General features: G+C 58.8%; 28 protein-coding genes and 1 pseudogene. 8 read left to right on the plus strand and 21 right to left on the minus strand.

From position 1 onward, the window contains the following. Positions 1-27: 27 nt before the first annotated feature. The 3 genes from FY152_05575 (at position 28) to FY152_05585 (ending at position 2010) form a co-directional block, all read left to right on the plus strand. Positions 28-822 carry an ATPase gene (locus tag FY152_05575; GenBank protein ID UXS31590.1) on the plus strand — a complete coding sequence of 265 codons (795 nt, stop codon included), beginning with the start codon at positions 28-30 and terminating at the stop codon, positions 820-822. Positions 823-882: 60 nt separating this feature from the next. Next, positions 883-1371, plus strand: coding sequence for a hypothetical protein (locus FY152_05580; GenBank protein UXS31591.1), 489 nt, complete (start codon positions 883-885; stop codon positions 1369-1371). A 249-nt stretch (positions 1372-1620) separates the two neighbouring features. Beyond that, the gene (locus tag FY152_05585; GenBank protein ID UXS31592.1) at positions 1621-2010 is read left to right on the plus strand and encodes a RidA family protein; all 390 of its coding nucleotides are present in this window, start codon (positions 1621-1623) and stop codon (positions 2008-2010) included. 60 nt (positions 2011-2070) lie between these two features. Here the strand turns inward: FY152_05585 and fghA are convergent, their stop codons facing one another. From fghA to FY152_05600, 3 genes are read right to left on the minus strand one after another with little or no spacing between them, the layout of a single operon-like run. Further along, positions 2071-2904, minus strand: coding sequence for an S-formylglutathione hydrolase (gene fghA, locus FY152_05590; GenBank protein UXS31593.1), 834 nt, complete (start codon positions 2902-2904; stop codon positions 2071-2073). A gap of 28 nt (positions 2905-2932) precedes the next feature. Beyond that, positions 2933-3592, minus strand: coding sequence for a DUF1345 domain-containing protein (locus tag FY152_05595; GenBank protein ID UXS31594.1), 660 nt, complete (start codon positions 3590-3592; stop codon positions 2933-2935). Positions 3593-3617: 25 nt separating this feature from the next. After that, positions 3618-4073, minus strand: a complete 456-nt coding sequence (locus tag FY152_05600) for a YaiI/YqxD family protein (GenBank protein ID UXS31595.1) — start codon at positions 4071-4073, stop codon at positions 3618-3620. A gap of 166 nt (positions 4074-4239) precedes the next feature. On the opposite strand from FY152_05600, the gene FY152_05605 reads away from it, so the two are divergent. Then, entirely contained in the window at positions 4240-4692 is a 453-nt protein-coding gene (locus tag FY152_05605; GenBank protein ID UXS31596.1) for a hypothetical protein, read from the plus strand. 31 nt (positions 4693-4723) lie between these two features. Then, entirely contained in the window at positions 4724-5527 is an 804-nt protein-coding gene (locus FY152_05610; GenBank protein UXS31597.1) for a hypothetical protein, read from the plus strand. A gap of 66 nt (positions 5528-5593) precedes the next feature. On the opposite strand, the gene FY152_05615 is transcribed toward FY152_05610, so the two are convergent. After that, a complete protein-coding gene (locus FY152_05615; protein UXS31598.1) occupies positions 5594-6250 on the minus strand; it encodes a peroxiredoxin in 657 nt (218 codons plus the stop codon). A gap of 244 nt (positions 6251-6494) precedes the next feature. On the opposite strand from FY152_05615, the gene FY152_05620 reads away from it, so the two are divergent. Both FY152_05620 and FY152_05625 read left to right on the plus strand, forming a co-directional pair. Then, positions 6495-7706: an MFS transporter gene (locus tag FY152_05620; GenBank protein ID UXS31599.1), complete on the plus strand. Its 1212-nt coding sequence runs from the start codon at positions 6495-6497 to the stop codon at positions 7704-7706. A gap of 105 nt (positions 7707-7811) precedes the next feature. Further along, positions 7812-8462, plus strand: a complete 651-nt coding sequence (locus FY152_05625) for a glutathione S-transferase family protein (protein ID UXS31600.1) — start codon at positions 7812-7814, stop codon at positions 8460-8462. A 255-nt stretch (positions 8463-8717) separates the two neighbouring features. On the opposite strand, the gene FY152_05630 is transcribed toward FY152_05625, so the two are convergent. The 9 genes and pseudogenes from FY152_05630 to FY152_05670 all read right to left on the minus strand — a co-directional run bounded on the left by FY152_05630 (position 8718) and on the right by FY152_05670 (position 14608). Continuing rightward, the gene (locus FY152_05630; protein UXS31601.1) at positions 8718-9467 is read right to left on the minus strand and encodes a DUF1062 domain-containing protein; all 750 of its coding nucleotides are present in this window, start codon (positions 9465-9467) and stop codon (positions 8718-8720) included. 348 nt (positions 9468-9815) lie between these two features. Beyond that, on the minus strand, positions 9816-10460 hold the full coding sequence (locus tag FY152_05635; GenBank protein UXS31602.1) for a cytochrome b: 645 nt from the start codon (positions 10458-10460) through the stop codon (positions 9816-9818). 3 nt (positions 10461-10463) lie between these two features. Then, the gene (locus FY152_05640) at positions 10464-11243 is read right to left on the minus strand and encodes an anti-sigma factor (GenBank protein UXS31603.1); all 780 of its coding nucleotides are present in this window, start codon (positions 11241-11243) and stop codon (positions 10464-10466) included. Next, complete coding sequence (locus FY152_05645; GenBank protein UXS31604.1) at positions 11240-11746, minus strand: sigma-70 family RNA polymerase sigma factor; 507 nt, start codon at positions 11744-11746, stop codon at positions 11240-11242. Before FY152_05645 ends, FY152_05640 begins: the two co-directional genes overlap by 4 nt. Before the next feature lie 5 nt (positions 11747-11751). Then, on the minus strand, positions 11752-12141 hold the full coding sequence (locus tag FY152_05650; GenBank protein UXS31605.1) for a hypothetical protein: 390 nt from the start codon (positions 12139-12141) through the stop codon (positions 11752-11754). A gap of 111 nt (positions 12142-12252) precedes the next feature. Then, positions 12253-12819, minus strand: a complete 567-nt coding sequence (locus FY152_05655; GenBank protein ID UXS31606.1) for a polyisoprenoid-binding protein — start codon at positions 12817-12819, stop codon at positions 12253-12255. Positions 12820-13064: 245 nt separating this feature from the next. After that, positions 13065-13381 (minus strand): annotated as a pseudogene (locus tag FY152_05660) (hypothetical protein). Next, positions 13362-14066, minus strand: coding sequence for an anti-sigma factor (locus FY152_05665; GenBank protein UXS31607.1), 705 nt, complete (start codon positions 14064-14066; stop codon positions 13362-13364). Before FY152_05665 ends, FY152_05660 begins: the two are co-directional and overlap by 20 nt. Further along, a complete protein-coding gene (locus tag FY152_05670; GenBank protein UXS33215.1) occupies positions 14063-14608 on the minus strand; it encodes a sigma-70 family RNA polymerase sigma factor in 546 nt (181 codons plus the stop codon). Before FY152_05670 ends, FY152_05665 begins: the two co-directional genes overlap by 4 nt. 203 nt (positions 14609-14811) lie before the next feature. Here FY152_05670 and FY152_05675 point away from each other — a divergent pair, with 203 nt between their 5' ends. Further along, the gene (locus tag FY152_05675) at positions 14812-15600 is read left to right on the plus strand and encodes a DUF4394 domain-containing protein (protein UXS31608.1); all 789 of its coding nucleotides are present in this window, start codon (positions 14812-14814) and stop codon (positions 15598-15600) included. 81 nt (positions 15601-15681) lie between these two features. Here the strand turns inward: FY152_05675 and FY152_05680 are convergent, their stop codons facing one another. From FY152_05680 to FY152_05715, 8 genes are all read right to left on the minus strand, one after another. Continuing rightward, the gene (locus FY152_05680; protein UXS31609.1) at positions 15682-16239 is read right to left on the minus strand and encodes a fasciclin domain-containing protein; all 558 of its coding nucleotides are present in this window, start codon (positions 16237-16239) and stop codon (positions 15682-15684) included. Positions 16240-16408: 169 nt separating this feature from the next. Then, positions 16409-17155 carry an arsenical resistance protein ArsH gene (gene arsH / locus FY152_05685; GenBank protein UXS31610.1) on the minus strand — a complete coding sequence of 249 codons (747 nt, stop codon included), beginning with the start codon at positions 17153-17155 and terminating at the stop codon, positions 16409-16411. After that, positions 17112-17540: an arsenate reductase (glutaredoxin) gene (gene arsC / locus FY152_05690; GenBank protein UXS31611.1), complete on the minus strand. Its 429-nt coding sequence runs from the start codon at positions 17538-17540 to the stop codon at positions 17112-17114. Before arsC ends, arsH begins: the two co-directional genes overlap by 44 nt. Next, on the minus strand, positions 17537-18595 hold the full coding sequence (arsB, locus tag FY152_05695; protein ID UXS31612.1) for an ACR3 family arsenite efflux transporter: 1059 nt from the start codon (positions 18593-18595) through the stop codon (positions 17537-17539). The genes arsC and arsB overlap by 4 nt, the downstream gene beginning before the upstream one ends. A gap of 181 nt (positions 18596-18776) precedes the next feature. Then, positions 18777-19130 carry a helix-turn-helix transcriptional regulator gene (locus FY152_05700; protein UXS31613.1) on the minus strand — a complete coding sequence of 118 codons (354 nt, stop codon included), beginning with the start codon at positions 19128-19130 and terminating at the stop codon, positions 18777-18779. Positions 19131-19187: 57 nt separating this feature from the next. Beyond that, a complete protein-coding gene (locus FY152_05705; protein ID UXS33216.1) occupies positions 19188-19961 on the minus strand; it encodes a methyltransferase domain-containing protein in 774 nt (257 codons plus the stop codon). A 47-nt stretch (positions 19962-20008) separates the two neighbouring features. Beyond that, the gene (locus FY152_05710) at positions 20009-20770 is read right to left on the minus strand and encodes an ABC transporter permease (GenBank protein ID UXS31614.1); all 762 of its coding nucleotides are present in this window, start codon (positions 20768-20770) and stop codon (positions 20009-20011) included. Next, positions 20767-21645: an ABC transporter permease gene (locus FY152_05715; protein ID UXS33217.1), complete on the minus strand. Its 879-nt coding sequence runs from the start codon at positions 21643-21645 to the stop codon at positions 20767-20769. Before FY152_05715 ends, FY152_05710 begins: the two co-directional genes overlap by 4 nt. Between the last annotated feature and the right edge of the window lie 27 nt (positions 21646-21672).

Below are 21672 nucleotides of genomic sequence, written 5' to 3' on the forward strand. Positions count from 1 at the left end.
ATTTTATCCGACTGACGAGGACGTGCCATGCGTGATCTCCTGAATGACCTTTCGGAGGGCCTGAGCCATCCCGATCCCATCCTGCGCGCGCAGATCCAGATGCAGAAACCTCTGCCGAAGCGGTTCTACAAGGATGTCACCGTCGGTGAGACGGAAGAGGGCGGCTTTACCATCCTTCTCGATGGCAAGCCGCTGCGCACCCCCGCCAAGAAGCCGCTGACCGTCCCGACACGCGCGCTGGCGAAACTGCTTCGCGATGAATGGGACGCCCAGAAAGAAGTGGTCAATCCGGTGGTCATGCCCGTCTCTCGGCATGTGAACACGGCCATTGATGGCGTTGCCAACGATACCCAGGCGGTTTTTGAAGACATACTTCGTTTTTCCTCTTCCGATCTCCTCTGCTATCGCGCCGGCGATCCGCAAGCGCTGGTCGCGCGGCAGACGGACCATTGGGATCCTGTTCTGGACTGGGCGGCCAATGTGCTCGGAGCGCGCTTCATTCTCGTTGAAGGCGTGATGCATCAGGACCAGCCGCGCGAAGCCATCGCGGCTTTTGCGGTAACGCTGAAGAAATACGATACGCCGATTACGCTTGCCGCTCTTCACACCATGACGTCGCTGACCGGCTCCGCCATTTTGGCGCTGGCGCTGGCGGAAGAGGAGCTGACGCTGGAGGAAACCTGGGCACTTGCCCATCTGGACGAGGACTGGACGGCCGAGCAATGGGGCGAGGACGAGGAGGCGCTGGAGCGCCGCGCCGTCAGGCTTGTCGATATGCGCGCCGCACTCAATGTTCTGGAGTCCCTGAAGAGCGCGCCTTAACGCTTTTCTAACCCTGATGGTCGAATATGCGGTTACCTCACGTTAGGGGAGCCGCTGATCATGATCACCACGCTGAAACGCCTTGGCATTCTTGTGCTGGCGTGTTTCACGCTCATGTCTTTCAGGCTGGAACCGGAAGCGGCCAATACCGACCGGCTGCTTTACGATGTGCGCGGCGCATTTGTCGCTGCCCGCCCGGATGTAGCTCCGGCGCTGATGCAGTCCATTCATGCGCAGGTGCAGAATGCGATAAAGACGACGGCGCGTGGAGAAACCCGGCCGCGCGTGGTACTGACCATTCGCCTCGCATCCGTTACACGCGGTCCCTTTCTTTTCGGGGAAAGGGCGTCAGCCAAGGTCATCGTCCGCGCCGCCGCCGTCGCGACGGGAGAGGTGATCGCAGAGGCCAAATTCACCGCCACTGTCGTTAGCTTCGACAATCAGTCGATAGAGCAGGAACTTGCCTATGGCGTCGCCGAACGCGTGATCCGCGAGTTCAGGCTCAGCCGACCCGGCCCGACGACGCTTGCAACGGCTCTGTTTCCATAGGCCGGACACAAAAGGCGAGGGCGTGACTTCTATTCGTCCGCACTTCAGCTTCACAAATATCTCAAGCTTCAATTAGGCGCATCTTCCGTGCCCTTAAGTTCGCATACGTCGCGTATATGGAATTGACATGCGGCGCGTATGTAACTATCTGACATACGTAACGTATGTAAATGGGCGTCCGAAGCCTTCTTTTAAGAAGAACAACGCTTCTCGGTGTCCATGACCACTCAGCCATAAGAGAGATGCACAATGACCGCACGCGAAGCAATTTTCCCCGCCAACAGGCATGCGCTTTACGAGGAGCATGGCTATTCCGCAGCGATCCGATCCGGTGACCTTCTTTTCGTTTCCGGCCAGGTCGGCAGCCGTGCCGATGGAACGCCTGAACCTGATTTTGACCGTCAGGTCCGGCTGGCCTTTGAAAACCTCAAGGCCACGCTTGCAGCGGCGGGCTGCACCTTCGACAATATTGTGGATGTAACGACGTTCCACACGGATCCGGAAAACCAGTTCGGAACGATCATGGCCGTCAAGCAGGAGATTTTCAGCCAAAAGCCTTACCCGAACTGGACGGCCGTCGGCGTCAACTGGCTTGCCGGTTTCGATTTCGAGATCAAGGTCATTGCCCGCATCCCGTAATGTCAGGTTAAATCTGCAGCGGCGGCGCTAACAGGGCGCCGCCGGCCTGCTTCTCCATCCTTATCCCAGCCGCTCCGCATGCCACTTCAAATGGTCATCCATGAAGGTGGAAATGAAATAATAGGAGTGGTCGTAGCGCTCATGTATGCGCAGCGTCAGGCCGATATCCGTGCCCTTGACCGCTTCTTCGAACAGCCAGGGGCGCAGGCCCTTTTCAAGAAAACTATCGGCCTTGCCCTGATCGATCAGGAACTCGGGGAAACGCGCACCGTCCTCGACCAGCGCACAGGCGTCGTATTGACGCCATGCGGCCTTATCCGCACCGAGGTATTTTTCCAGCGCCGGCTCGGACCAGTCGGCCGAAGAGGGGGCCACGATCGGCGCAAAGGCGGAGCAGCTCTTGAAACGCTCGGGGTTCTTGAGCGCAATGGTCATCGCGCCATGGCCGCCCATCGAATGGCCGAAAATGCCCTGGCGGCTCATATCCGCACGGAAATGCTGGCCGATGAGGGCAGGCAGTTCTTCCGTCACATAGCTGTACATCCGGTAGTGCTCGGACCAGGGCTCCTCTGTGGCATCGAGATAAAATCCGGCGCCTTTGCCCATCTGCCAGTTGGTCAATTCGTCCGGCACGTCATTGCCGCGCGGGCTGGTGTCTGGGCAGACGACGATCAGTCCCAGTTTGGACGCCATGCGGCGATATTCGCCTTTTTCCATGACATTGGCATGGGTGCAGGTAAGGCCGGAAAGATACCACAGGACAGGGCAGGGCTCATGGATCGCCTTCGGCGGCACATAAACCGCAAAGCTCATCTCAGATTTCAGGGTTTCCGATGTGTGCGAAAATACGCCCTGCATGCCGCCAAAGGCCGTATTCTGCGAAATAATGTTCATGAAGCCATTCCTTGTGAAATTTCCCGGTTCAGCCCGCAAGCGAGACAGCTGCATTGACCGCCGCCGCCACCAGAACCGTATTGAAGAAGAAAGAAACGATGGAGTGCAGCAGCGTGACCTTGCGCATGGCGGTCGTGGTTATCCCCACATCCGACGTCTGCGCCGTCATGCCGATCACCACGGCAAAATAGAGAAAGTCGTAACCGCAGGGTTCCTTCGTGCCAGGAAAATCCATGCCGCCGCGATGCTGGCGTTTGCCGTCCACCATGGCGGGCCGCCAGTAAAGATGGGCGTAATGCAGGGCGGTCATGGTGTGGATGGTCAGCCAGCCGAAGATCACCGAGGCGAAGGCGATGAGCAGCGCCCAGACTGTTTCGCCCGTATGGTTGAGGGCCTGAAACAGCGATACCACCGCGACGGCAACGGCAAGCAGCGTGACGGCGATGATGGCGACCGCAGGCAGATCGTCGCTATCGGCATGGGCCTTCAGATGCTGCGCCGTCAGGCCCGACAGGCGAAAGGTAATCAGGGTGAGATAGGTCAGGAAGAACAGAACGGCCGCGATCTCGATCGCCAGCGGTGGCGCAAAAACCAGCGCCAGGCCAAGGCTCACGGCACCGACCAAAAAAGCAATGACGAAAGGTTGATGGCGGCGATAGCTGTTGCTTTTCATATTGGCCGGGGTCATGGGCGGCACCTTTCTGTTGGCGCCGTCATTTTTTGACACGGCGGCAGAAGCGGTCAAGCGTCTCCAGAAAAGCGGAGCGGTCACGCGGTGAAAAAGCCGCATTATATCCCTTGCTTTCACCGGTTTCGCGCAGATGCGCGCCAAGATCGCGCATCGCCGTCGCCATCCCGATATTCGACTGGTCAAAAACGCGGCCCGTCGGCCCGGTCACCAACGCACCCTTGGCGACGCAGCGCCCAGCCAGCGGCACATCGGCGGTGATGACGATATCGTTCTCACCGGCATGATCGGCGATCCAGTCGTCCGCCGCGTCGAAACCGGCGGATACGATGACGTTTTTCACCATGGGATCGCGTGACGGGCGCAGACCGGAATTGGCAACAAAGGTCACTTCCAGCCCATGCCGTTCCGCCACCTTGAGAATCTCCGGCTTCACGGGGCAGGCATCGGCATCGACATAGATTTGCGGGTTTTGCGGCATGGACACTCTTTTCGGATAATTCCTGCCACGCTTCTAAGCGCAAACGCCGCGATTACCAAGCCCGCCATTGCTGAAATGCGGGTTCGATGCCGGGCAGGGACCGCACTTGCGACGGCCCCAAAAATCGCTTATGTTCACTTTATGTTCTTGTCCCGAAAGGTTTCCCATGCTGGAAGAGTTCATCGTGCAGGCCAAGTCCGCCACTTATGTCGGCGGCGGCAACAAATCCGCTACGCCCACGCGCAAGGGATCGCACGATCTCGGTTATCAGAGCGGCGACTGGCACTATATCGACAGCTATTTCGGGGGAACCGATTTCATCGGCCAGGAGGTCGTCTGGCATGAGGGAACGGCGGTGTGGGCAATGAGTTATTACGGCCGCATCCTCCGGCCCGACATGATCGACGGCGCCACGGCTGGCATGGTCATTCAGCGGTCGCTTTCCACGCTCTATCGGGAGGGCCGGTTCCTTGGCGGTTTCACCAACCCGGTGGAAAATCTGGTCTATGTCGATACGAATGAAGGCGAATTCCGGTCCTTCACCGGCATCGAGCGCATTTACCGGGGCCATGTCGAAACGTACCGGCTTGACTATCATGGCGGGATCATAAAGCCATAACGCACAGAAAATGCCATGGACGGGATTTGTAATGGCAAATGGCGACACTCAATTTTTCAAGGCGACACTCTATTTCGACAGCGAACCCACGATCTCTGATTCAATGCTGACAGAAGCGTGGGGCGAGGAGGGATATGAATGTGAGCGGCTGAGCGAAAAGGGCGTGTTTGACGGCCTGCGCGGTTCGACCAGGGTCTTTGTCGGCACTCCCGAGCCGGTCGCAGTGGCGCCGGTTGCGCCGGCCCAATATCCGGCAGTCGCAGAGGCCGGGGTTGACTGGTCAAAGACCTTTTGCGTTGACGCCAAGGCGGCATATGACGATTTCAGCCGCGCGACACATCAGTGCGAGTTCAGATTCCTCATCATGGCGGATGAGGACGATCCTGAAATCGCCCATAACGAGATCGCCTCAGCCCTGCTCGGCATTCATCAGGTCGCTCCCATGCAGGCCGTCGTATTGCATTATCTCGACATGATCGTCGGCCGCGCCAATCTCGATGACTATCTGAACTATGCAAACAGCCATCTGGACCAACCGCAGCAAATGGCGGCGATGCTGGCCTTCGGAACCTTCGTGATGGAGGAGGGGGAAGAGATCAGGGCCTGGACAACGGGTCTGGAACATTTCGGCCAGACGAATCTGCTTTTCGAAACCCCGGCCGGAGATGCGACGGAAGCGCTTCTTACCCTGTTCGGCCTCGGGCATCTCGTCGTCAACGGGCGACGCTTCGCTGCCGGCGAAGCCATGACATCTTTCGACCTTCTTGCGCGTTTTACGCCCGCCGAACTCAATGCCCGGCCCATGCTGCGCGTCGTCAGGCAGGACGCCGGCTAGAGCCTGCTGTCATACCCAAGGGAGAATGGGACGATGATGTTTCACCGCCCCATCTCAGGTTTCAAATCAGCCAGGCTGCTTGGTCTTACGCAGATAGGGAAGAACCGTGTCGTAGGAACCGAAACGGGCAATCGCATCCTCGTTGGAGACGGCGGCGGTGATGATGACATCCTCACCCTGCTTCCAGTTGGCCGGTGTCGCCACCTGATGTTTGGAGGTGAGCTGGATGGAATCGATCGCGCGAAGAATTTCCTCGAAGTTGCGGCCGGTGGTCATGGGGTAGGTGAGGACCAGCTTGATCTTCTTGTCTGGACCGATGACGAAGACGGAGCGCACGGTGGCGTTGTCGGCAGGCGTGCGGCCTTCGGAACTGTCGCCAGCGCCAGCGGGCAGCATGTCATAGAGCTTGGCGACCTTCAGGTCCTTGTCGCCGATCAGCGGATAATCGACGTTGAAGCCGGTCGCGGTGCGAATATCGTTCTTCCATTTTTCATGGCTTTCGACCGGATCGACCGAAATACCGATGATCTTGACGCCACGCTTTTCGAATTCCGGCTGCAGCCCGCCCATCGCGCCGAGTTCCGTTGTGCAGACCGGCGTGAAGTTCTTCGGATGCGAAAACAGGACCGCCCAGCCGTCGCCGATCCAGTCGTGGAAGCTCACCGGACCATGGGTGGTCTCGGCGGTGAAGTCGGGTGCTATGTCGTTGATACGCAGGCTCATCTGATGTTTTCTCCGTAATGATTTGAACTGAAAACCGATGGTTCTAGGCAATCCGTGTCCGGCGCTGGAGCTTAGAGTTTTTGCGTGAAATGGCCAGCCCTTTCATCGGGCTTCGGCGGTATTTGCTTCAGCCCCACAGAGATTTGATGGCCCCGATTTTCCCTGTTCGTCGCGGTTGCACGATATCCGCCTGGTTGATTGTTTCAGGGGGACATGATTATTCCGGAGACGATCGGGGGCCATCATGACGACTTCTTCTGCGCCTGTTTCTGCAACGGTTCGGGCTCGCATTCCAGCAACGGTCTGGGTGCTCGGCATCGTTAGCCTTCTGATGGATATTTCTTCGGAAATGGTGCAGACGCTGCTGCCCTATTATCTCGTTTCCGGTCTCGGCGCTTCCGCGGTCACTGTCGGTTTCATCGAGGGAATGTCGGTTGCCATCGCCACCACGACCAAGCTGTTTTCCGGGATTATCGCGGACTGGACAAGGCGGCGGAAAATGCTCGCCGTGCTTGGATACGGTCTCGGCGCAATCTCGAAACTCGCTTTTCCCTTTGCCACCTCGCTTGGCTGGATCGTCGCTGCCAAGGCGGTGGACCGGGTCGGCAAGGGCATTCGCGGAACGCCGCGCGACGCCCTTATTGCCGATGTGACGTCACCCGAAATTCGTGGCGCCGCATTCGGGCTCAGAAAGTCGCTCGATACGGTCGGCGGCTTCATCGGGCCGCTGGCGGCCATCGGACTGATGTTCGCGCTCAGCGAAAATGTGCTCGCCATTTTCTGGATCGCGGTCATTCCCGCTTTCCTTGCGGTGTTCATCCTCGTCGCCGGTGTAACGGAACCGGATGCGCCCGCAAGACCAAAAGCCGAAAAGCCATTCCGGCTCGCCGATTTTGCGAAACTCAATCAGGCGGTCTGGATCGTCATCATCGCGGCGTCGCTCCTGACCTTCGCGCGTTTCAGCGAAGCATTCCTGTTGCTGAAATCCGAAGAGGCGGGCTTCCGGCCGGCATGGATACCGATCACGATGGTCATCATGCATGCCGTCTATGGCCTGACGGCCTATCCCGCCGGCCGGCTTTCGGACAAGATCGGCCGCTCAGGGATTATCGCGGCGGGCGTGGCCGTGCTGGTGGCCTCCTATCTGACGCTCGCTTTTGCCAATTCCATTCCGCTGTTCCTGTTCGGCATTCTTCTGTGGGGGCTGCATATGGGCCTGTCGCAGGGTCTGCTCGCGGCCCTGATTGCGGAAACGGCGCCGCCACATCTCAAGGGAACGGCCTTCGGCGTCTTCAATCTGATGACAGGTCTGGCGGTGCTGGTCGGCAATGTCATCGCCGGCTTGCTGTGGGACCTCCATGGTTCGTTCGTCACCTTCCTGGCGGGCGCCGCACTCTCTTTTACCGCATTGCCGGTGTTGATCTGGGTGTCCCGTCGAAAGCGCGCCGTCCCCTGAGCCTGTGCCGAAAACACGACGACGTTGTTTTCGCTCATCCCAGCGCATAGTGTGACGCGACGTCAGGCGACAGCATTCCGGGGTGGGGAGCGATGGAGAACAGCAATGACAGTCACCATTACCGCTTTTGAACGCTCGCCCGATGGCGGCAAAGGTCTCGCCCGCGACATGCGCGTCCGCTGGGCACTCGAAGAAGTGGGCCAGCCCTATGACGTCCGCCTCCTTTCCTTCAAGGCGATGCGGGAACCGGCGCATCTGGCGCTTCAACCCTTCGGGCAGATCCCGACCTATGAGGACGGCGATCTCGTCCTGTTCGAATCCGGTGCGATCATATTCCATATAGCCGAACACCATGCCGGCCTGTTGCCACAGGATGCGGATGCGCGCGCGCGGGCGATCATGTGGATGTTCGCCGCGCTCAGCACCATGGAACCGCCCATCGTCGAGCATTTTGTCACCGGCTTTCTTGAAAGGGACAAAAGCTGGCACGGCGAGCGCCTGCAGATCGTCGATGAACGCATCCGCAAGCGGCTCGGCGAATTGTCCAGCCGACTGGGTGAGGCCGATTGGCTCGACGGCGCATTCAGCGCCGGCGATCTGTTGATGATATCGGTGCTGCAACGGATAAAAAGTTCGGGCATTCTCGATGAATACGCGAATCTAGCGGCCTATGTCGCCCGCGGCGAGGCGCGTCCCGCCTATAAACGCGCCTTTGCCGATCAGTTGGCGATTTTCAAAGCTGCATCGAACGGCTGAACCGCATCGACGGGAGGCCCCCTCGCTGCGGACTGCCTGCGATCAAGCCGAGGTGCTGACGCGATAGGCCATTCCGAGCGACCTCGGCGCGGTCTCCCTGAAGCCGAATTTTTCGTGTAGCCTGTTTGCCGGCACATCGGCGCATCCATGACCGCTTTGCCCAAACCCCGGCCCTGATTGGCGGGGTCAGCAGCAGCCATCACCTTTTACGATGCCGCAAGCGAGGGCCTGAAGTTTCAGGCCCTCGTTATGCCGTTAGAAATCCGCCGTCACGGGTTTCCACAAATGCTCCGGATCGAAGCCGTCGCAGCGCGCGATCACGATCCGGGTTCCGTTTTTAACGCGCCGCCGCAAAAGATCGGAACGGTCGGACAGCGCCCGAAGCGAACCGTCACCCTGAAGCTTCTGCAGCATCGACCGCGAAAGCCCGAGTTCAGACGCCAGCAGGCGGTCAAGGCGTATGCCGGCCTGAAACGGAACCGCGAGATCGATCTCCGCCATGGGCCAGTCGGGAGGTTCATCCCGTATCTGTTTCGCGATATCGAATTCGGGAAACTCGTCGACGCGCTGCGATTTACGTCGCAAGGCTTCGAGGTTGAAGGTCTCCGCCCTTATCCATTGCGGATCGTTGGACTGCAGCGCTTCGAGAACGGCAGGGCTTATGTCCCGGACATTCTGGCGCTCGAAAATCGGCCTGTTCCAGCTCTTGTCGCAGATCAGGCATCTATAGATAAGCCAGGCATCCAGCTTGCGGCCATTGGCATTGAGCCGGATCTTGCCGCTGGCCTGAAATGCCCTCAGGCCGCCGCATCCGCTGCATGCAAGCCAGGGCTGGGGCGCCGTTCGTGGCGTAACGGTCCATTGGACCCTAAGTAAATTGCACATAGTCTCTTGGTCTTCCATTCGGAAGTCCACCAAGATGGTGCAGGAGAAAACCCTTACGGGAACGGCATGGCGGTGTTCTTGGGTGGTGAAGAGCTGAGACAGCGGCGCTGCGCAGGGCACATTGTAACAATGCCAGACCGGTCTCTTGCCACCACCCGATGAACATGATCATACGCCGACAGCCTGCGGCTATCCGGCAATACGGGTGAAACTGGATTGAGACCGGTATTTACTTAGGCAAAGTCTACCTCGATGCGCCAATGCTCTTCGGCGGCGACAATAACAAATGATCGCTCCGAAATAGAGTCATCCAGTGCAGCGAAAAGGCCGAAAGCCGTTGCGATGCGACTTTTATGCAACGTCAGGTGATCCGCCCATTCTTCCCGGTTCAAACGAGGCTACCGGCCGGATTTTATCTCTCATAAAAAATAATGGAAACATATACTTACACAACAACGGCTCGTGCGTTTATTTCCGGGAGGCGGCGGTTTTATGCCTGCTATCTGCGGCTGTCGGAAACGGAAGCATACGTCGGAGAGTCGCGTCCTTGCGAATGAAATGGTGCCACAACGCCGCCGCCACATGAAGAAAGACGATGGCTGCGGCAAGGTAGGCGAGGGTGGCGTGAACCTCGCTCCAGAAGGCCTCCGCCTTGTCGGAAATCACCAGAGGCAATCCCGGCACGACCACGAGGTCGAAGACGTAACTGGGGATTTGCAGAGGCGAGGTCGACGCAATTGCCCAGCCGGCGAGGGGAACGGCCAGCGTCAGGAACAGCAACGCGGCGTGAGCAGCCCGCGCGGCGAACCTCGCTGCCAGCCCTTCACCTTCTAGAGCCTGCGGCTTTCTACTGAAAACAGACCACAGGAAACGCGGCACGGCGAGGGCCAGCACCAGAAATCCTATCGACTTGTGATATTGGAACAGGTCGAACTGAAGAGCCGGGTCGATATTGTCGCGGCTCATCAGATATCCCAGCGCAAGCTGCGCCAGGAAAAGCACCGCGATTGTCCAGTGGAACGCGATTGCCACCAGTCCGTAGGATAGGGGCGTATTACGCCACACCCGTTCCCGCGTCGTTGCGCTATCGGAATGATCCTCGAAATATCTCATCGGCTAGCTCAATTGTTGATAGGTGTCTTTCGCGATGGCGTCCATGCGGTCGGATGGCAGGTTCCCGACCAAAGCGCAGCGGATGGTTTCGTCGTCCCAGGAGATGGCCTCCAGTGAACCAAGGCTGGACCGCCGCATGGCGGTGTCGCTCGAATCGGCCGCAGCCACGATATAAAGAGTGACGCGCTGCCCGCTTTTATCCTCATACATCAGCTGGGCGGCGGCGCCTTCGGAGCTGGGAAGAACCCGGCCGCCGACAAGGGACAGACCGTGGCGGGTGAGGTCGGGAATGTTCAGTTTGCGGTCCAGCCGCTTCGAAAGCCATTTCGGCAGGCTGGAAGCATTCTCCGCATCGGCCCGGATTTCCACCGGATGCAGAACCTCGCTCGCAAACAGCTTATGTGCCTGCGTTGCATCCGCCACGATAGAATGGGCCGGTTCCGCGACCTGAGAGACCAGCCCGCGCCCGAACCAGCCGCCCGCCAAGCCAATGGCCAGAATGAGGATGGATGCCGCCGCCATGTTACGCCAATCGGCGCGCTGCGACCGCAGACGCCGCTCAATGCGGTAAACATCAAGACGCTCGGGCAGGGCGTCGGTATCAAGCGGGCCGTAGAGAGCCTTCAGCGTCGCATTCTGCTGTTGCCATATCGCGACCTTGCTTGCGTCGGCCGGATTGGAGGCGAGGTGGGCACGAACGGCGTCACGCTGCCTGTCTTCGAGCTGCCCGTCGACATAAGAGATGAGATCGGCTTCGGTTATCTGCGGTTCGCTGCCGGTCATTTTATCACCTTGAGATTTGGCTGGTCTTCCTGGGTCATTCGGGCGAGAGCCGTTCGGGCCCGCCCGAGACGGGACATCAGCGTGCCCAGCGGAATTTCAAGAACATCTGCCGCTTCCGCATAACTGAGACCCTCGACGACGACGAGGAGCAGGGCCTCGCGATGTTCGCCGGAAAGCTTTTCAATAGCGCGGGCTATTTCGGCAAGCGCAATCCGGCCCGTCTGCGCCGCCGGCACAAACAGCTGTTCCGCAACATCGTCGATCGGGATTTGCGAGGGCCGGCGATTTCGTCCGCGCAGATTGTTGCGGTAGACGTTGACGAGCACCCGGTACAACCACGGACGCAACGGTCCCTGCGGTTTCCACAGCGCCTTTTTACGGATGGCTCTTTCCAGACAGTCCTGGACAAGATCGTCAGCCGTGTCACGATCATGCGTGAGCGCATTCGCGTAGCGGCGAAGCGCTGGTATGCAACTCGTCATCTCGTCCAGAAAATCCGGCATGGACACTATTCCTTGGCAATGTGCCAGACGCCGCCGACGCCATCGCCCGTGACATCGCCGGGCTTGCTGTCCATCTGCCAGCGATAGAGCGGCTTTCCGTCATGCGACCATTGCATCGTACCATCTTTGCGGGAGATTGGTTTATAGTCGCCATCCGCCTTGTCGGTTTTCGAGGCGGCGAGGGGCGGCCATTTCTTTGCGCAGCCGTCGTAGCAAACCGATACGCCATTGGTATCCTTGTCGAATGTATAAAGGGTCATGCCCTTGGCGTCGGTCAGGATCGTGCCTTTGGCCGTTGCCTTTTCAATCACGGCGCCACCGGCATATGGTTCGGCAAGGGCAGCCGTGGCGGCAAGCGCTACAACGCCGGCCAGAACGAAATGATGTGCACGCATGACGATAATCCTTTGAAGGGTAACGGATTGGACGATATGCCCGATATTAGACAAACACCCGCCCGCGGCATTTAATCCCACCGGGCTCGACTTTTTGCTGCCCCAGCGCCTTTATCTGACGCCCTTCAAATCAATGTCGAATGCAACCGTATTCGAATAGAGCGGCACTCCGACACCCATGCCATAGGGCAGGCGTGCAACATTGCCGGTGACGTGGAAGGTGACGGATCCCTTCTGTTGTTCAACGAACGTCGCGTGAAACGTTTCGGGTCTGGATATGCCTCTGGCTGTCAATGTGCCTTCAACCACGGCGCTGCGCGGTCCGTCCTGCGTAACGCGGCTGGAGCGAAACACGATCTGCGGATAAACGGCGATATTGAAAACCGCGCTGGATCGCAGGAAATTTTCCACCCGTTCTTGCCCGGTCTGGACGCTGGAAGGGTTGAGACTGATTTCCACGTAAGATCTGGCCGGCTGGTCCGGGTCGATATCAAAGCGGCCGGAAATATCAGGAATTGTGCCCTTGATCCCAGGGCCTGCAACCTGCGCAATTGAAAAGCGGATGTGAGAGGAAGGATCGATACGATAGCGTCCGGCCGCCGACGAGAATGGATTGGCAGACGCCGGCGTGCAAATCAATGTCAGGATAAGGAGGGTGATGGAGTGGGAATATTTCACGGCGCAAGCTCCTTCATGAGTAGTCGCACTCAGGAGAACACCGCAGGACGAGGTTTAATCCGCACCACGCCGGCAGATCGTCAAAATCCCTCCTATAGGGGAATACCGCCTTTGACTGTGCGTCGGGCAAAACATCCGTGAGGGAGATGCCTTCTATCAACAAATAATAATCGCATAAGATAGATTATGGAACTTAATTGTCATTTGGGATACGTGCTTTTAATCCCAATGACCTTTCAGGCAACCTAGGCAATCGTCTTGATGCGGGCCAAACGATCCGCGAGATCGTTCCCGGCTATGCCGGAATGTCCCTTGCACCACGCTATTTCTACGTTCGGCTTACGAAGCAGTAAGCGATCCACATTCCGCCACAGAGCTCCATCCGGTATCTGTCGCTTCCGCGCTCGTGAATTCGGGTTGACGCGTTCCACCCGTTGGTCCGCCAAATTTCGCGCCAGCGATGGCACCCCTCAACGACATGAACGGAGTCCGGCCAAAGGTTGGCTGTCCGGCCTGGCGCATTTGTATCCAGCCTGACACTCTCACCGCGGCATTCGTGCAAAACCTTTCGCCAGAATCGGTCCGGTCGGTCTGCCCGTTGGTGATCCGCCTGCCTGCTCGAGCGTGATCTCGTAAAGCTGCTCGCTTTTTGGTGTCGGCAAAGCCGGTCCTGCGAGATGTGCGGATCGAACGCCTTCGATCAGGCCGAGTGAGACTGGCCCAACCTCTTTGGAAGGCAAGGTCCATAGCTGGATCGTCTTGTCCTGCGGTACGGCAAAATCGGCCAGCATCCGCACAGTCGCCTTTTCGTTTCCGAAATCCTCGACCACGGCCTGAACTTCGCCAGCCTCGTTGACGAGGACTGCAATCACCAGCGGCTCCATTGTCCGCGTCAGGCTAAAGGTGAGGCCGGCGGCAAGAACGACAGTTGCGGCAATCGCGGAAATGGCAATCGATCGCCACCCGTTTCCTAGATTGTCGTTTGCGGTGCGGATCGGTTTATTGGCCGCGGATTTCTCCTGAAGCGGCAAACGGGATTGGATATTGTTCCATAACTCACCGTTGACGGCTGTGGGCTCAACGCTGGTATCGAGCGGCAGGAAGCGCTCCCGGCTTGCCGCGACTGCCGCCCGCAATTCGCCGTCACTTTCCATCGCCGCCTCGATGGCCGCAGCCTCCGACGTTTCGAGCAGCCCCAATACATAGTCGTCGGCAATAGCGGGAATGTCTTTGCGATCAAACGTCATGCCATGCACTCCCGAAGCGCCGAAAGCCCGCGCCTTATCCAGGATTTCGTCGTCCCAAGCGGAACCCGCAGCCGGCCGGCGATTTCGCCATGGGAATATCCGGCGACGTAAGCCATCAGAATGCCCTGCCTTTTGGTCTCGTCGAGCGCACCGAGACATTCATAAAGGCGCGAATTCCTGTCGAGCTTCTGCCAGGCGGCGATCACTTCATCGGCCTGTTCGCTGTCGCGCAGCGTCTCGACATCCTGCACCGCGATTTCACGCCTGCCGTCCCGCAGAAGGTTCAGTGCCCGGTTTCTGACGATGGCGTAAATCCAGCCCCGCGCCGAACCTTGGTCCCTCCTATATTGGTGAGCATGCGTCCAGATGCGCACGAAACTTTCCTGCACCACCTCTTCCGCCAGTTCCCGGCGCTTGACGATACGCTCGGCCACCGCGATCAACCGCCCCGCTTCACGGTCGAAAATAGCGCGCAATGCGTTTCGGTCGCCTCTGGCGCAGGCAGCGAGCGCCCTGTCGAGATCGTCCGGCACGGAGCCCATACGCATGCGAAACCTTTCGAGTTCTGACCGCAGGAACGGCCGATCCTGGCATAATACCCATAGAGCGGCGATATGGATGCATGCGGCAGATATTTTTTTACCGGCTGCATCCAAACGCCCTGCCCCGCGTGTCTTCATTGCTGGAAGCGTTAAATGCCAAAGCTTGAACGGCTTCCAAACGGATCAACGCACGGGAGAAAGACATGACTACTATCCGCTTCACTCTGATCGCCTCCGTCGCTTTCGCAGCGACCGCAGGCGTCGCCGTTTCAGCGCCGGTACTTGGACTGACCGGAGACAGGACACTGGTAATGTTCGATAGCGAAAAGCCGGCCGTTACCAAGACGATGGATGTCACCGGCGTCGACAAGCTTGTCGGCATCGATTTTCGCCCCGGCAGCAAGACCGTTATCGGTGTAACGCCGGATCATCGCATCGTCTCCATCAATCTTGAGACAGGCGCGGCAACCGAAGTGGCCAAGATGGACAAGATGCTGACCCTCACCGATGCGCCGGTGGTGGTCGATTTCAACCCGATGGCGGATCGTCTGCGCTTCATGACCGGAACGACCAATCACCGCGTCCACCCCGATACCGGCGCCGTGACGGTGGATGGCGCACTCGCTTTCGAAGACGGCGACATGCACAAGGGCGAAACGCCCAACATCGTTGCCGCCGCCTATACCAACTCGATAGGCAAGCCGGAAAAAACGGCGATGTACAATATCGATGCCACCATCGGCGCATTGATCCAGCAGACGAAGCCGAATGACGGCACGTTGAAAGCGATCGGCAAGCTTGGCCTCAAGGAAAAGCCGGCTACTTATGCGTTTGACATTCACGGTGAGGAAGGCGGCAAGAACACCGCCTATCTGGCTGCGCGCAATACTCTCTACACCGTCAATCTCGAAACCGGCGCGGCCACCGAAGTCGGTGCAATCACCGGCGCGGAGAACGGCCTGCGCGATATTACGGTCCTTCCAGCGATGTGATTTGCGATCACGGGCTCCGAACAAAAAAGAAGGCTGGTCCGTTTGGGGCCAGCCTTTTCCATGACGCCGGTTATTCGCCGGTCACATCTTCGGAAGCAGAACCTTGTCGATGACGTGAATGACGCCGTTCGACTGCTTGACGTCGGCGATGGTGACATGCGCCACGCCGCCGGTCTCGTCGGTCAGCGTGATCTTGCCCATGCTTTCCTTGGCTTTCAGAATGCAGCCGCCAACGGTCTTGACGTCATGCGTACCCTTGTCGTCCTTGATCATCTTTTCGATGGTTTTCGACATGGCATCGGCGGCCACCACATGGCAGGTGAGAACCTTGGTAAGCTGCGCCTTGTTTTCCGGCTTCAGCAGGGTTTCCACAGTACCCTTGGGCAGCGCCGCAAAGGCTTCGTTGGTGGGTGCAAAGACCGTGAAAGGCCCCTTCCCCTGAAGCGTCTCAACCAGGCCGGCGGCCTTGACGGCTGCGACCAAGGTCGTGTGATCCTTTGAGTTCATCGCATTTTCAACGATGTTCTTGTTTTCGTACATGGCAGCGCCGCCCACCTTCGGATTGGCGGCGAATGCGCTGACGGAGATGGCGGACACGATTGTTGCGACTGCAAGCGTGCCTATCGTGGACCTGATCATCGTAATTTCCTCTTGTTCGATTGCCCCGACGCTCGCTACGCGCCTCCTCGGGCTGACACTCCACAATCGGAGCAAGGGAAGATACGAGCCGGACGGGAAAAGAGTTTCAGCCGATCCAGATTCGTTGAAAACTTATCCTTATAAGACGAGGAGTGACGCCCCTCACCCGTCAGATTGAGCCTAGCGAAACGCGCTTCTCCAGCGCGGACGCCTCTTCTTTCCGTTCGCTGTAACGGTCGGTCAGATAGGCTGAGGCGTCACGCGTCAGCAGGGTGAATTTCACCAGCTCTTCGCAGACATCCACTACCCGGTCGTAATAGGACGACGGCTTCATCCGGCCATCGGCGTCGAATTCCTGATAGGCTCTCGCGACCGAGGACTGGTTGGGAATGGTGATCATCCGCATCCACCGCCCGAGGATCCGCATCTGGTTCACGGCATTGAACGATTGGCTGCCACCGGAAACCTCCATCACGGCAAGCGTCTTGCCCTGCGTCGGTCGCACGGATCCGACAGAAAGAGGAATCCAGTCGATCTGCGACTTCATGATGCCGGTCATCGCGCCGTGGCGCTCGGGGCTTACCCATAGCTGGCCTTCAGACCACAGCGACAGCTCGCGCAGTTCCCGTACCTTCGGGTGGCTGACGGGCGCCTCATCGGGCAAAGGCAGGCCTTTCGGATCGAATATCCGCACCTCGCATCCGAGCCTTTCGAGGAGCCGCGCCGCTTCGAACGCGAGCAAACGGCTGTAGGACACCTCGCGGAGCGAGCCGTAAAGGATCAGGATGCGGGGCTTGTGGGTTGCGAAGGATGGACGGAGCGCATCGAGATCGATCGACCGCAGATGCTCGCCATTCAGTGCCGGGAATGTATCAGGCAATTCGCTTTCCTTTCTGATCCAGTATCTGCTCGCCATCCTCCTTGAAGAATGGTCCCCTGAAGCTGTCCGGCAATATATCCAGCACAACCTCGGAAGGACGTGCGAGCCTGGTGCCAAGCGGTGTCACCACGAAGGGACGGTTGATGAGGATCGGTGTGCCGATCATGGCGTCAAGCAATTCGTCTTCGCTCAGGTCGGGATTGTCGAGACCGAGTTCGACATAGGGTGTGCCCTTTTCGCGGATGGCCTCACGAACGGTCAGGCCTGCATCCGAGATCATCGTCGCGAGTTCTTCGCGCGTCGGCGGCTCCTGCAGATATTCGATCACCTTCGGTTCGATCCCGGCGGCGCGGATCAGCGCCAGCGTGTTGCGCGATGTCCCGCAGGACGGGTTGTGATAGATCGTGATGTCCATGCTCATTGCCTTTCGGTGACTATTGTTCGGGAAACAGCGGGGGCGGCCTCATACCAGTCCTTCGACCGGTTCACGATCCAGACGACCGAGAGCATGACCGGCACTTCGATGAGCACGCCGACGACGGTTGCGAGTGCCGCGCCTGACTGAAACCCGAACAGGCTGATGGCGGCCGCGACCGCGAGTTCGAAGAAGTTGCTGGCGCCGATCAGGGCGGACGGTCCGGCAACGCAATGCCGTTCGCCAGCCATGCGGTTCAGAAGATAGGCGAGCCCGGAATTCAGGTAGACCTGGATCAGGATCGGGATGGCGAGCAAGCCGATGACGGCTGGCTGAGCAATAATCTGTTCCCCCTGAAAGGCGAAGAGAAGAACCAGGGTTGCGAGCAGCGCCACAAGCGACATCGGCTGCAGCCTGGCAAGCACGCGATCCAGCACCCGTAACGTACCGTCGGCCGTGAGCTTCCGCCTGATGAGCTGCGCAAGGATGACGGGCACGACGATATAGAGCGCAACGGACAGGATCAGCGTGTCCCATGGAACCGTGATGGCCGACAGGCCAAGCAGCAGGCCGACAATCGGAGCAAATGCAACGATCATGATCGCATCATTGAGCGCGACCTGCGAGAGGGTGAACAGCGGCTCTCCCCGTGTCAGGTTGCTCCAGACGAAAACCATGGCCGTGCAGGGCGCGGTGGCGAGAATGATCAGCCCGGCAATGTAGGAATCGATCTGGTCGCCGGGAAGATAGGGACGAAACAGCCAGCCGATGAAGAGCCAGCCCAGCAGCGCCATGGAAAACGGCTTGACGGCCCAGTTGATGAACAACGTCACGCCGATGCCCCGCCAGTAGGTGCCGACCTGCGCAAGAGACCGGAAATCGATCTTCAGCAGCATCGGAATGATCATCAGCCAGATCAATATTGCAACGGGCATGTTCACCCTGGCGATCTCGGCCGCGCCGACAAGCTGGAAGACCCCGGGCATCAGGTGGCCGAGGGCGACACCGACAATGATGCACAGGAACACCCAGACTGTGAGATAACGTTCGAACCAGGACATTATACGGACTTTCCCTGCGTCGTTGTCGGGGAAGGATAATGCGGCCGTCGGCCGGTCCCCCGCCCTTCACGATGGGAGAAAATTGAGCGCGCGCGATTATTCATGCGCGGGCTGCGCACGTTATGGACATAATCTGTCATGGTCTCTTGATCCGTGGGTTAGGTCGGCGGCCTGGCAGACCTCACGAGGGCTTCGCCTCCGGGCTGCAGCAGGGTGTAAGTTCGGCAAGGAGCGGAGCACAGAGTTCGGTCGCACCGCCGCAACAATCCTTCAACAGGAACAGGATCAGCTCACGCAGACCATCGAGATCCGCGCGGTAGATGATCGACCGGCTTTGCCGCTCGCTTTTGACAAGCCCTGCCCTCGACAATGTGGCAAGATGTGCGGACATCGTGTTCTGCGGAATATCGATGAGACGCGCAAGTTCACCCGCCGCAATACCCTCGGGCTCGTGGCGTACGAGAAGCCGGAAAGTCTCCAGTCGGGTGGATTGGGCGAGCGCGCCGAGCGCCGTTATCGCAATGCTGCTATCCATATATCTAGAATAACGGATATATTGCCGCTGTCAACAGCGATGACTTCATTATCTCGCTCACGGGCGGCGGCACGTCAGTATGAAACGTCGGTAGACATAGGTGCGCAGCCTGTTGCGCAGGTTGGCGTTTTTACGCTGCGCTTGCGCTATAGGGTCGTGGGAGTGCAGTTCGATGCCGGCAAAGCCTGCGGACGTCAGAAGCGGCATCAGCATGTCGGGCCTCAGCCCCTGCCCGAACGGAAGAGCTTTCATGATCGCGGCGTGGTGAACACTCTGGGCCCCATCGTAGCTCTTGTCGGCGCCCACCAGCCGGTCGATGAGCCAGATCATCTGGCTTGCGAAGCGCCCTGTCGGCTTTGGCCTTGCCCAGTCACCATCGAAGAACAGCAGGCGACCACCCGGACGAAGCAGCCTGAACCATTCCCGAAAGGCCTTCTCGGGCTCAGTCAATGTCCAGACCAGATGCCGGCAGATGATTGCATCATAGGACTGGTCCGGTTCCATGGTGTTTTCAGCATCCGCCATGATGAAACGTAGCCTCGGCTTTCCGGCATGTTTCGCCCGCGCCACGGACAGCATCGCCTCTGAAAAATCCAGTGCCGTGATCTCATGACCGAGGTCGTGAATCAGTCGCGTCACCTCGCCCGTGCCGCAGGCCAGTTCAAGGATGCGCTTTGGCTCTGTACCCAGCAAGTCCCTGATCGGCTTCTGCCATGCATCCGCCTCCGGACCGGCAGCAATCCTGTGTCCAAAGGCAAGATCGAAAGTTTCGGATCTTTTCGACCAGTAGTCCCGGATTTCTTCCTTAAGGTCGAAATTGCCGCCATCCATCGTTTCATCCTTTATGTATTGCACGTTGTTTCCACCTTGGCGAAATGTCAGTCAGCGGTGTCGAACAGCGCATTGAGCGTTCCGACCGTCATGGCAATCGCAACACCCGGCCAGATCATCAGGCTCGGATGGTCGAAGATAAAAACGCGATATTCGAAGAGCATGGAGCCCCAGTCGGGCTTTGATGGATCCGCGCCAAGGCCGATAAAGGCGAGCGAGGCATAGGCGGTGACCGCAAAACCCGCCTGGTTGCCGGTATGGGTCACCATCAGCGGCAGAATGTTCGGCAAAAGATGGCGGATGATCATCCGGAATGGTGGCACACCGAGGGCCTCCGTCGCATGAACAAAGGTTTGTCCAAGCACGCGCTGGCTAAGGGAATGGGCAAACAGGGCCGTCGGCCCAATGCCCGCAAGGCCGAGCGCCAGCCCCGCCGTCATGGGCGTCAGACCGAAAACCGCCGCCGTCGTGAGCGCGATGATCAGCGTCGGGACGGTGATGAAGAATTCGCAGCAGCGCAGCAATGCGCGCTCCTTCCAGCCACCCAGTACGGCAGCGCTGGTGCCGAGCAATGTCCCGCCGGTAAATGCGATGAAGCCAACCGAAAAAACCACCAGCGCCGTGCGCCACCCGCCCGCCATGATGCGGGACAGAAGATCGCGGCCGAGGTGATCGGTTCCCAGCAGGTGGCTCGCCGTCATGCCCGAATGACGGGCAAGAATATCCACCGCATCCGGATCATAGGGCTGCCAGAAGGTGCTCAGGAGCAGGAAAAGAAGCAATACGGCAAGTGCGGAATACCGGATCATCGCCCTAGCCGCGGATCGAGAAAACGTTGGAGTATCTGAACGATCAGGTTCATGAGGAGCAGCCACAGCGCGATGACCATGACATAGGCCTGCAAGACCATCTGGTCGCGAACCGCAATGCTCTGCACGAGAAATTGGCTGAGACCCGGAAGATTGAAGAGAATTTCCATGGTGGCGGTCGAACCGATCACCCAGCCAGCCTCCGAGCGGACCGCTGAAAGCAACGCATAAAAAGCACCGCGATGCGCGTGACGCCAGAGAGCCTGCCGGCGAGAAAGCCCCTTGGCGAGAGCGGTGCGGAAATAGGGCTGCCGCATGGTTTCCATCATGTCTCGCCGATAGACGCGCGCAAAGACGGCGGCCGAATGCGAGGCTATCAGCATGACGGGCAGCACGATCGCGGTGGCGTCGGTCGCGAAGGGACGTATCCATCGCAGCTGGACACCGAGGACCCAGAGCAGAACCAGCCCGAGCCAGAAACCTGGAACGGCCTGAACGAAGACTGAAAATGCGCGGCTTGCGCGGTCGGTAACTCCACCTGGCCGGGCCGCTGCGAAAAATCCGATCGGCACTGCGACGGCGATGGCGAGGAGCATGCCCGTAAGGCCGAGCATGAGCGAAACCGGAAGACGCTCACTAAACTCCGCGAAAACGGGTTCGCCGGTGCGGAAAGACCGCCCCCAGTCACCGATGACGAAATCCGCAAGCCAATGCAGATAACGCAGAAGAAGGGGCCGATCGAGGCCCCATTCTTCCCTCAGTGCAGCAACGGTTTCACTCGTTGCCGTCAGGTTCCATACCCTGATGGCGATTTGCACGGGATCGGCGGGCATGAGGGCAATAAGCGTGAAGGATGCAAGCGAAAGCGCAAGCATTGCCAGAGCAGAACGCATGCCGAACCG

The organism is Agrobacterium tumefaciens, from assembly GCA_025560025.1.
Classification (GTDB): Bacteria; Pseudomonadota; Alphaproteobacteria; order Rhizobiales; family Rhizobiaceae; genus Agrobacterium.

What these genes read in the sequence shown, in the direction of transcription:
- FY152_05575 (UXS31590.1), top strand. Translation starts at nt 28, where the DNA reads ATGCGTGATCTCCTGAATGACCTTTCGGAGGGCCTGAGCCATCCCGAT.
- FY152_05580 (UXS31591.1), top strand. Translation starts at nt 883, where the DNA reads ATGATCACCACGCTGAAACGCCTTGGCATTCTTGTGCTGGCGTGTTTC.
- FY152_05585 (UXS31592.1), top strand. Translation starts at nt 1,621, where the DNA reads ATGACCGCACGCGAAGCAATTTTCCCCGCCAACAGGCATGCGCTTTAC.
- fghA (UXS31593.1), bottom strand. Translation starts at nt 2,904, where the DNA reads ATGAACATTATTTCGCAGAATACGGCCTTTGGCGGCATGCAGGGCGTA.
- FY152_05595 (UXS31594.1), bottom strand. Translation starts at nt 3,592, where the DNA reads ATGACCCCGGCCAATATGAAAAGCAACAGCTATCGCCGCCATCAACCT.
- FY152_05600 (UXS31595.1), bottom strand. Translation starts at nt 4,073, where the DNA reads ATGCCGCAAAACCCGCAAATCTATGTCGATGCCGATGCCTGCCCCGTG.
- FY152_05605 (UXS31596.1), top strand. Translation starts at nt 4,240, where the DNA reads ATGCTGGAAGAGTTCATCGTGCAGGCCAAGTCCGCCACTTATGTCGGC.
- FY152_05610 (UXS31597.1), top strand. Translation starts at nt 4,724, where the DNA reads ATGGCAAATGGCGACACTCAATTTTTCAAGGCGACACTCTATTTCGAC.
- FY152_05615 (UXS31598.1), bottom strand. Translation starts at nt 6,250, where the DNA reads ATGAGCCTGCGTATCAACGACATAGCACCCGACTTCACCGCCGAGACC.
- FY152_05620 (UXS31599.1), top strand. Translation starts at nt 6,495, where the DNA reads ATGACGACTTCTTCTGCGCCTGTTTCTGCAACGGTTCGGGCTCGCATT.
- FY152_05625 (UXS31600.1), top strand. Translation starts at nt 7,812, where the DNA reads ATGACAGTCACCATTACCGCTTTTGAACGCTCGCCCGATGGCGGCAAA.
- FY152_05635 (UXS31602.1), bottom strand. Translation starts at nt 10,460, where the DNA reads ATGAGATATTTCGAGGATCATTCCGATAGCGCAACGACGCGGGAACGG.
- FY152_05640 (UXS31603.1), bottom strand. Translation starts at nt 11,243, where the DNA reads ATGACCGGCAGCGAACCGCAGATAACCGAAGCCGATCTCATCTCTTAT.
- FY152_05645 (UXS31604.1), bottom strand. Translation starts at nt 11,746, where the DNA reads ATGCCGGATTTTCTGGACGAGATGACGAGTTGCATACCAGCGCTTCGC.
- FY152_05650 (UXS31605.1), bottom strand. Translation starts at nt 12,141, where the DNA reads ATGCGTGCACATCATTTCGTTCTGGCCGGCGTTGTAGCGCTTGCCGCC.
- FY152_05665 (UXS31607.1), bottom strand. Translation starts at nt 14,066, where the DNA reads ATGACGTTTGATCGCAAAGACATTCCCGCTATTGCCGACGACTATGTA.
- FY152_05670 (UXS33215.1), bottom strand. Translation starts at nt 14,608, where the DNA reads ATGGGCTCCGTGCCGGACGATCTCGACAGGGCGCTCGCTGCCTGCGCC.
- FY152_05675 (UXS31608.1), top strand. Translation starts at nt 14,812, where the DNA reads ATGACTACTATCCGCTTCACTCTGATCGCCTCCGTCGCTTTCGCAGCG.
- FY152_05680 (UXS31609.1), bottom strand. Translation starts at nt 16,239, where the DNA reads ATGATCAGGTCCACGATAGGCACGCTTGCAGTCGCAACAATCGTGTCC.
- arsH (UXS31610.1), bottom strand. Translation starts at nt 17,155, where the DNA reads ATGGCGAGCAGATACTGGATCAGAAAGGAAAGCGAATTGCCTGATACA.
- arsC (UXS31611.1), bottom strand. Translation starts at nt 17,540, where the DNA reads ATGAGCATGGACATCACGATCTATCACAACCCGTCCTGCGGGACATCG.
- arsB (UXS31612.1), bottom strand. Translation starts at nt 18,595, where the DNA reads ATGTCCTGGTTCGAACGTTATCTCACAGTCTGGGTGTTCCTGTGCATC.
- FY152_05700 (UXS31613.1), bottom strand. Translation starts at nt 19,130, where the DNA reads ATGGATAGCAGCATTGCGATAACGGCGCTCGGCGCGCTCGCCCAATCC.
- FY152_05705 (UXS33216.1), bottom strand. Translation starts at nt 19,961, where the DNA reads ATGGATGGCGGCAATTTCGACCTTAAGGAAGAAATCCGGGACTACTGG.
- FY152_05710 (UXS31614.1), bottom strand. Translation starts at nt 20,770, where the DNA reads ATGATCCGGTATTCCGCACTTGCCGTATTGCTTCTTTTCCTGCTCCTG.
- FY152_05715 (UXS33217.1), bottom strand. Translation starts at nt 21,645, where the DNA reads ATGCTTGCGCTTTCGCTTGCATCCTTCACGCTTATTGCCCTCATGCCC.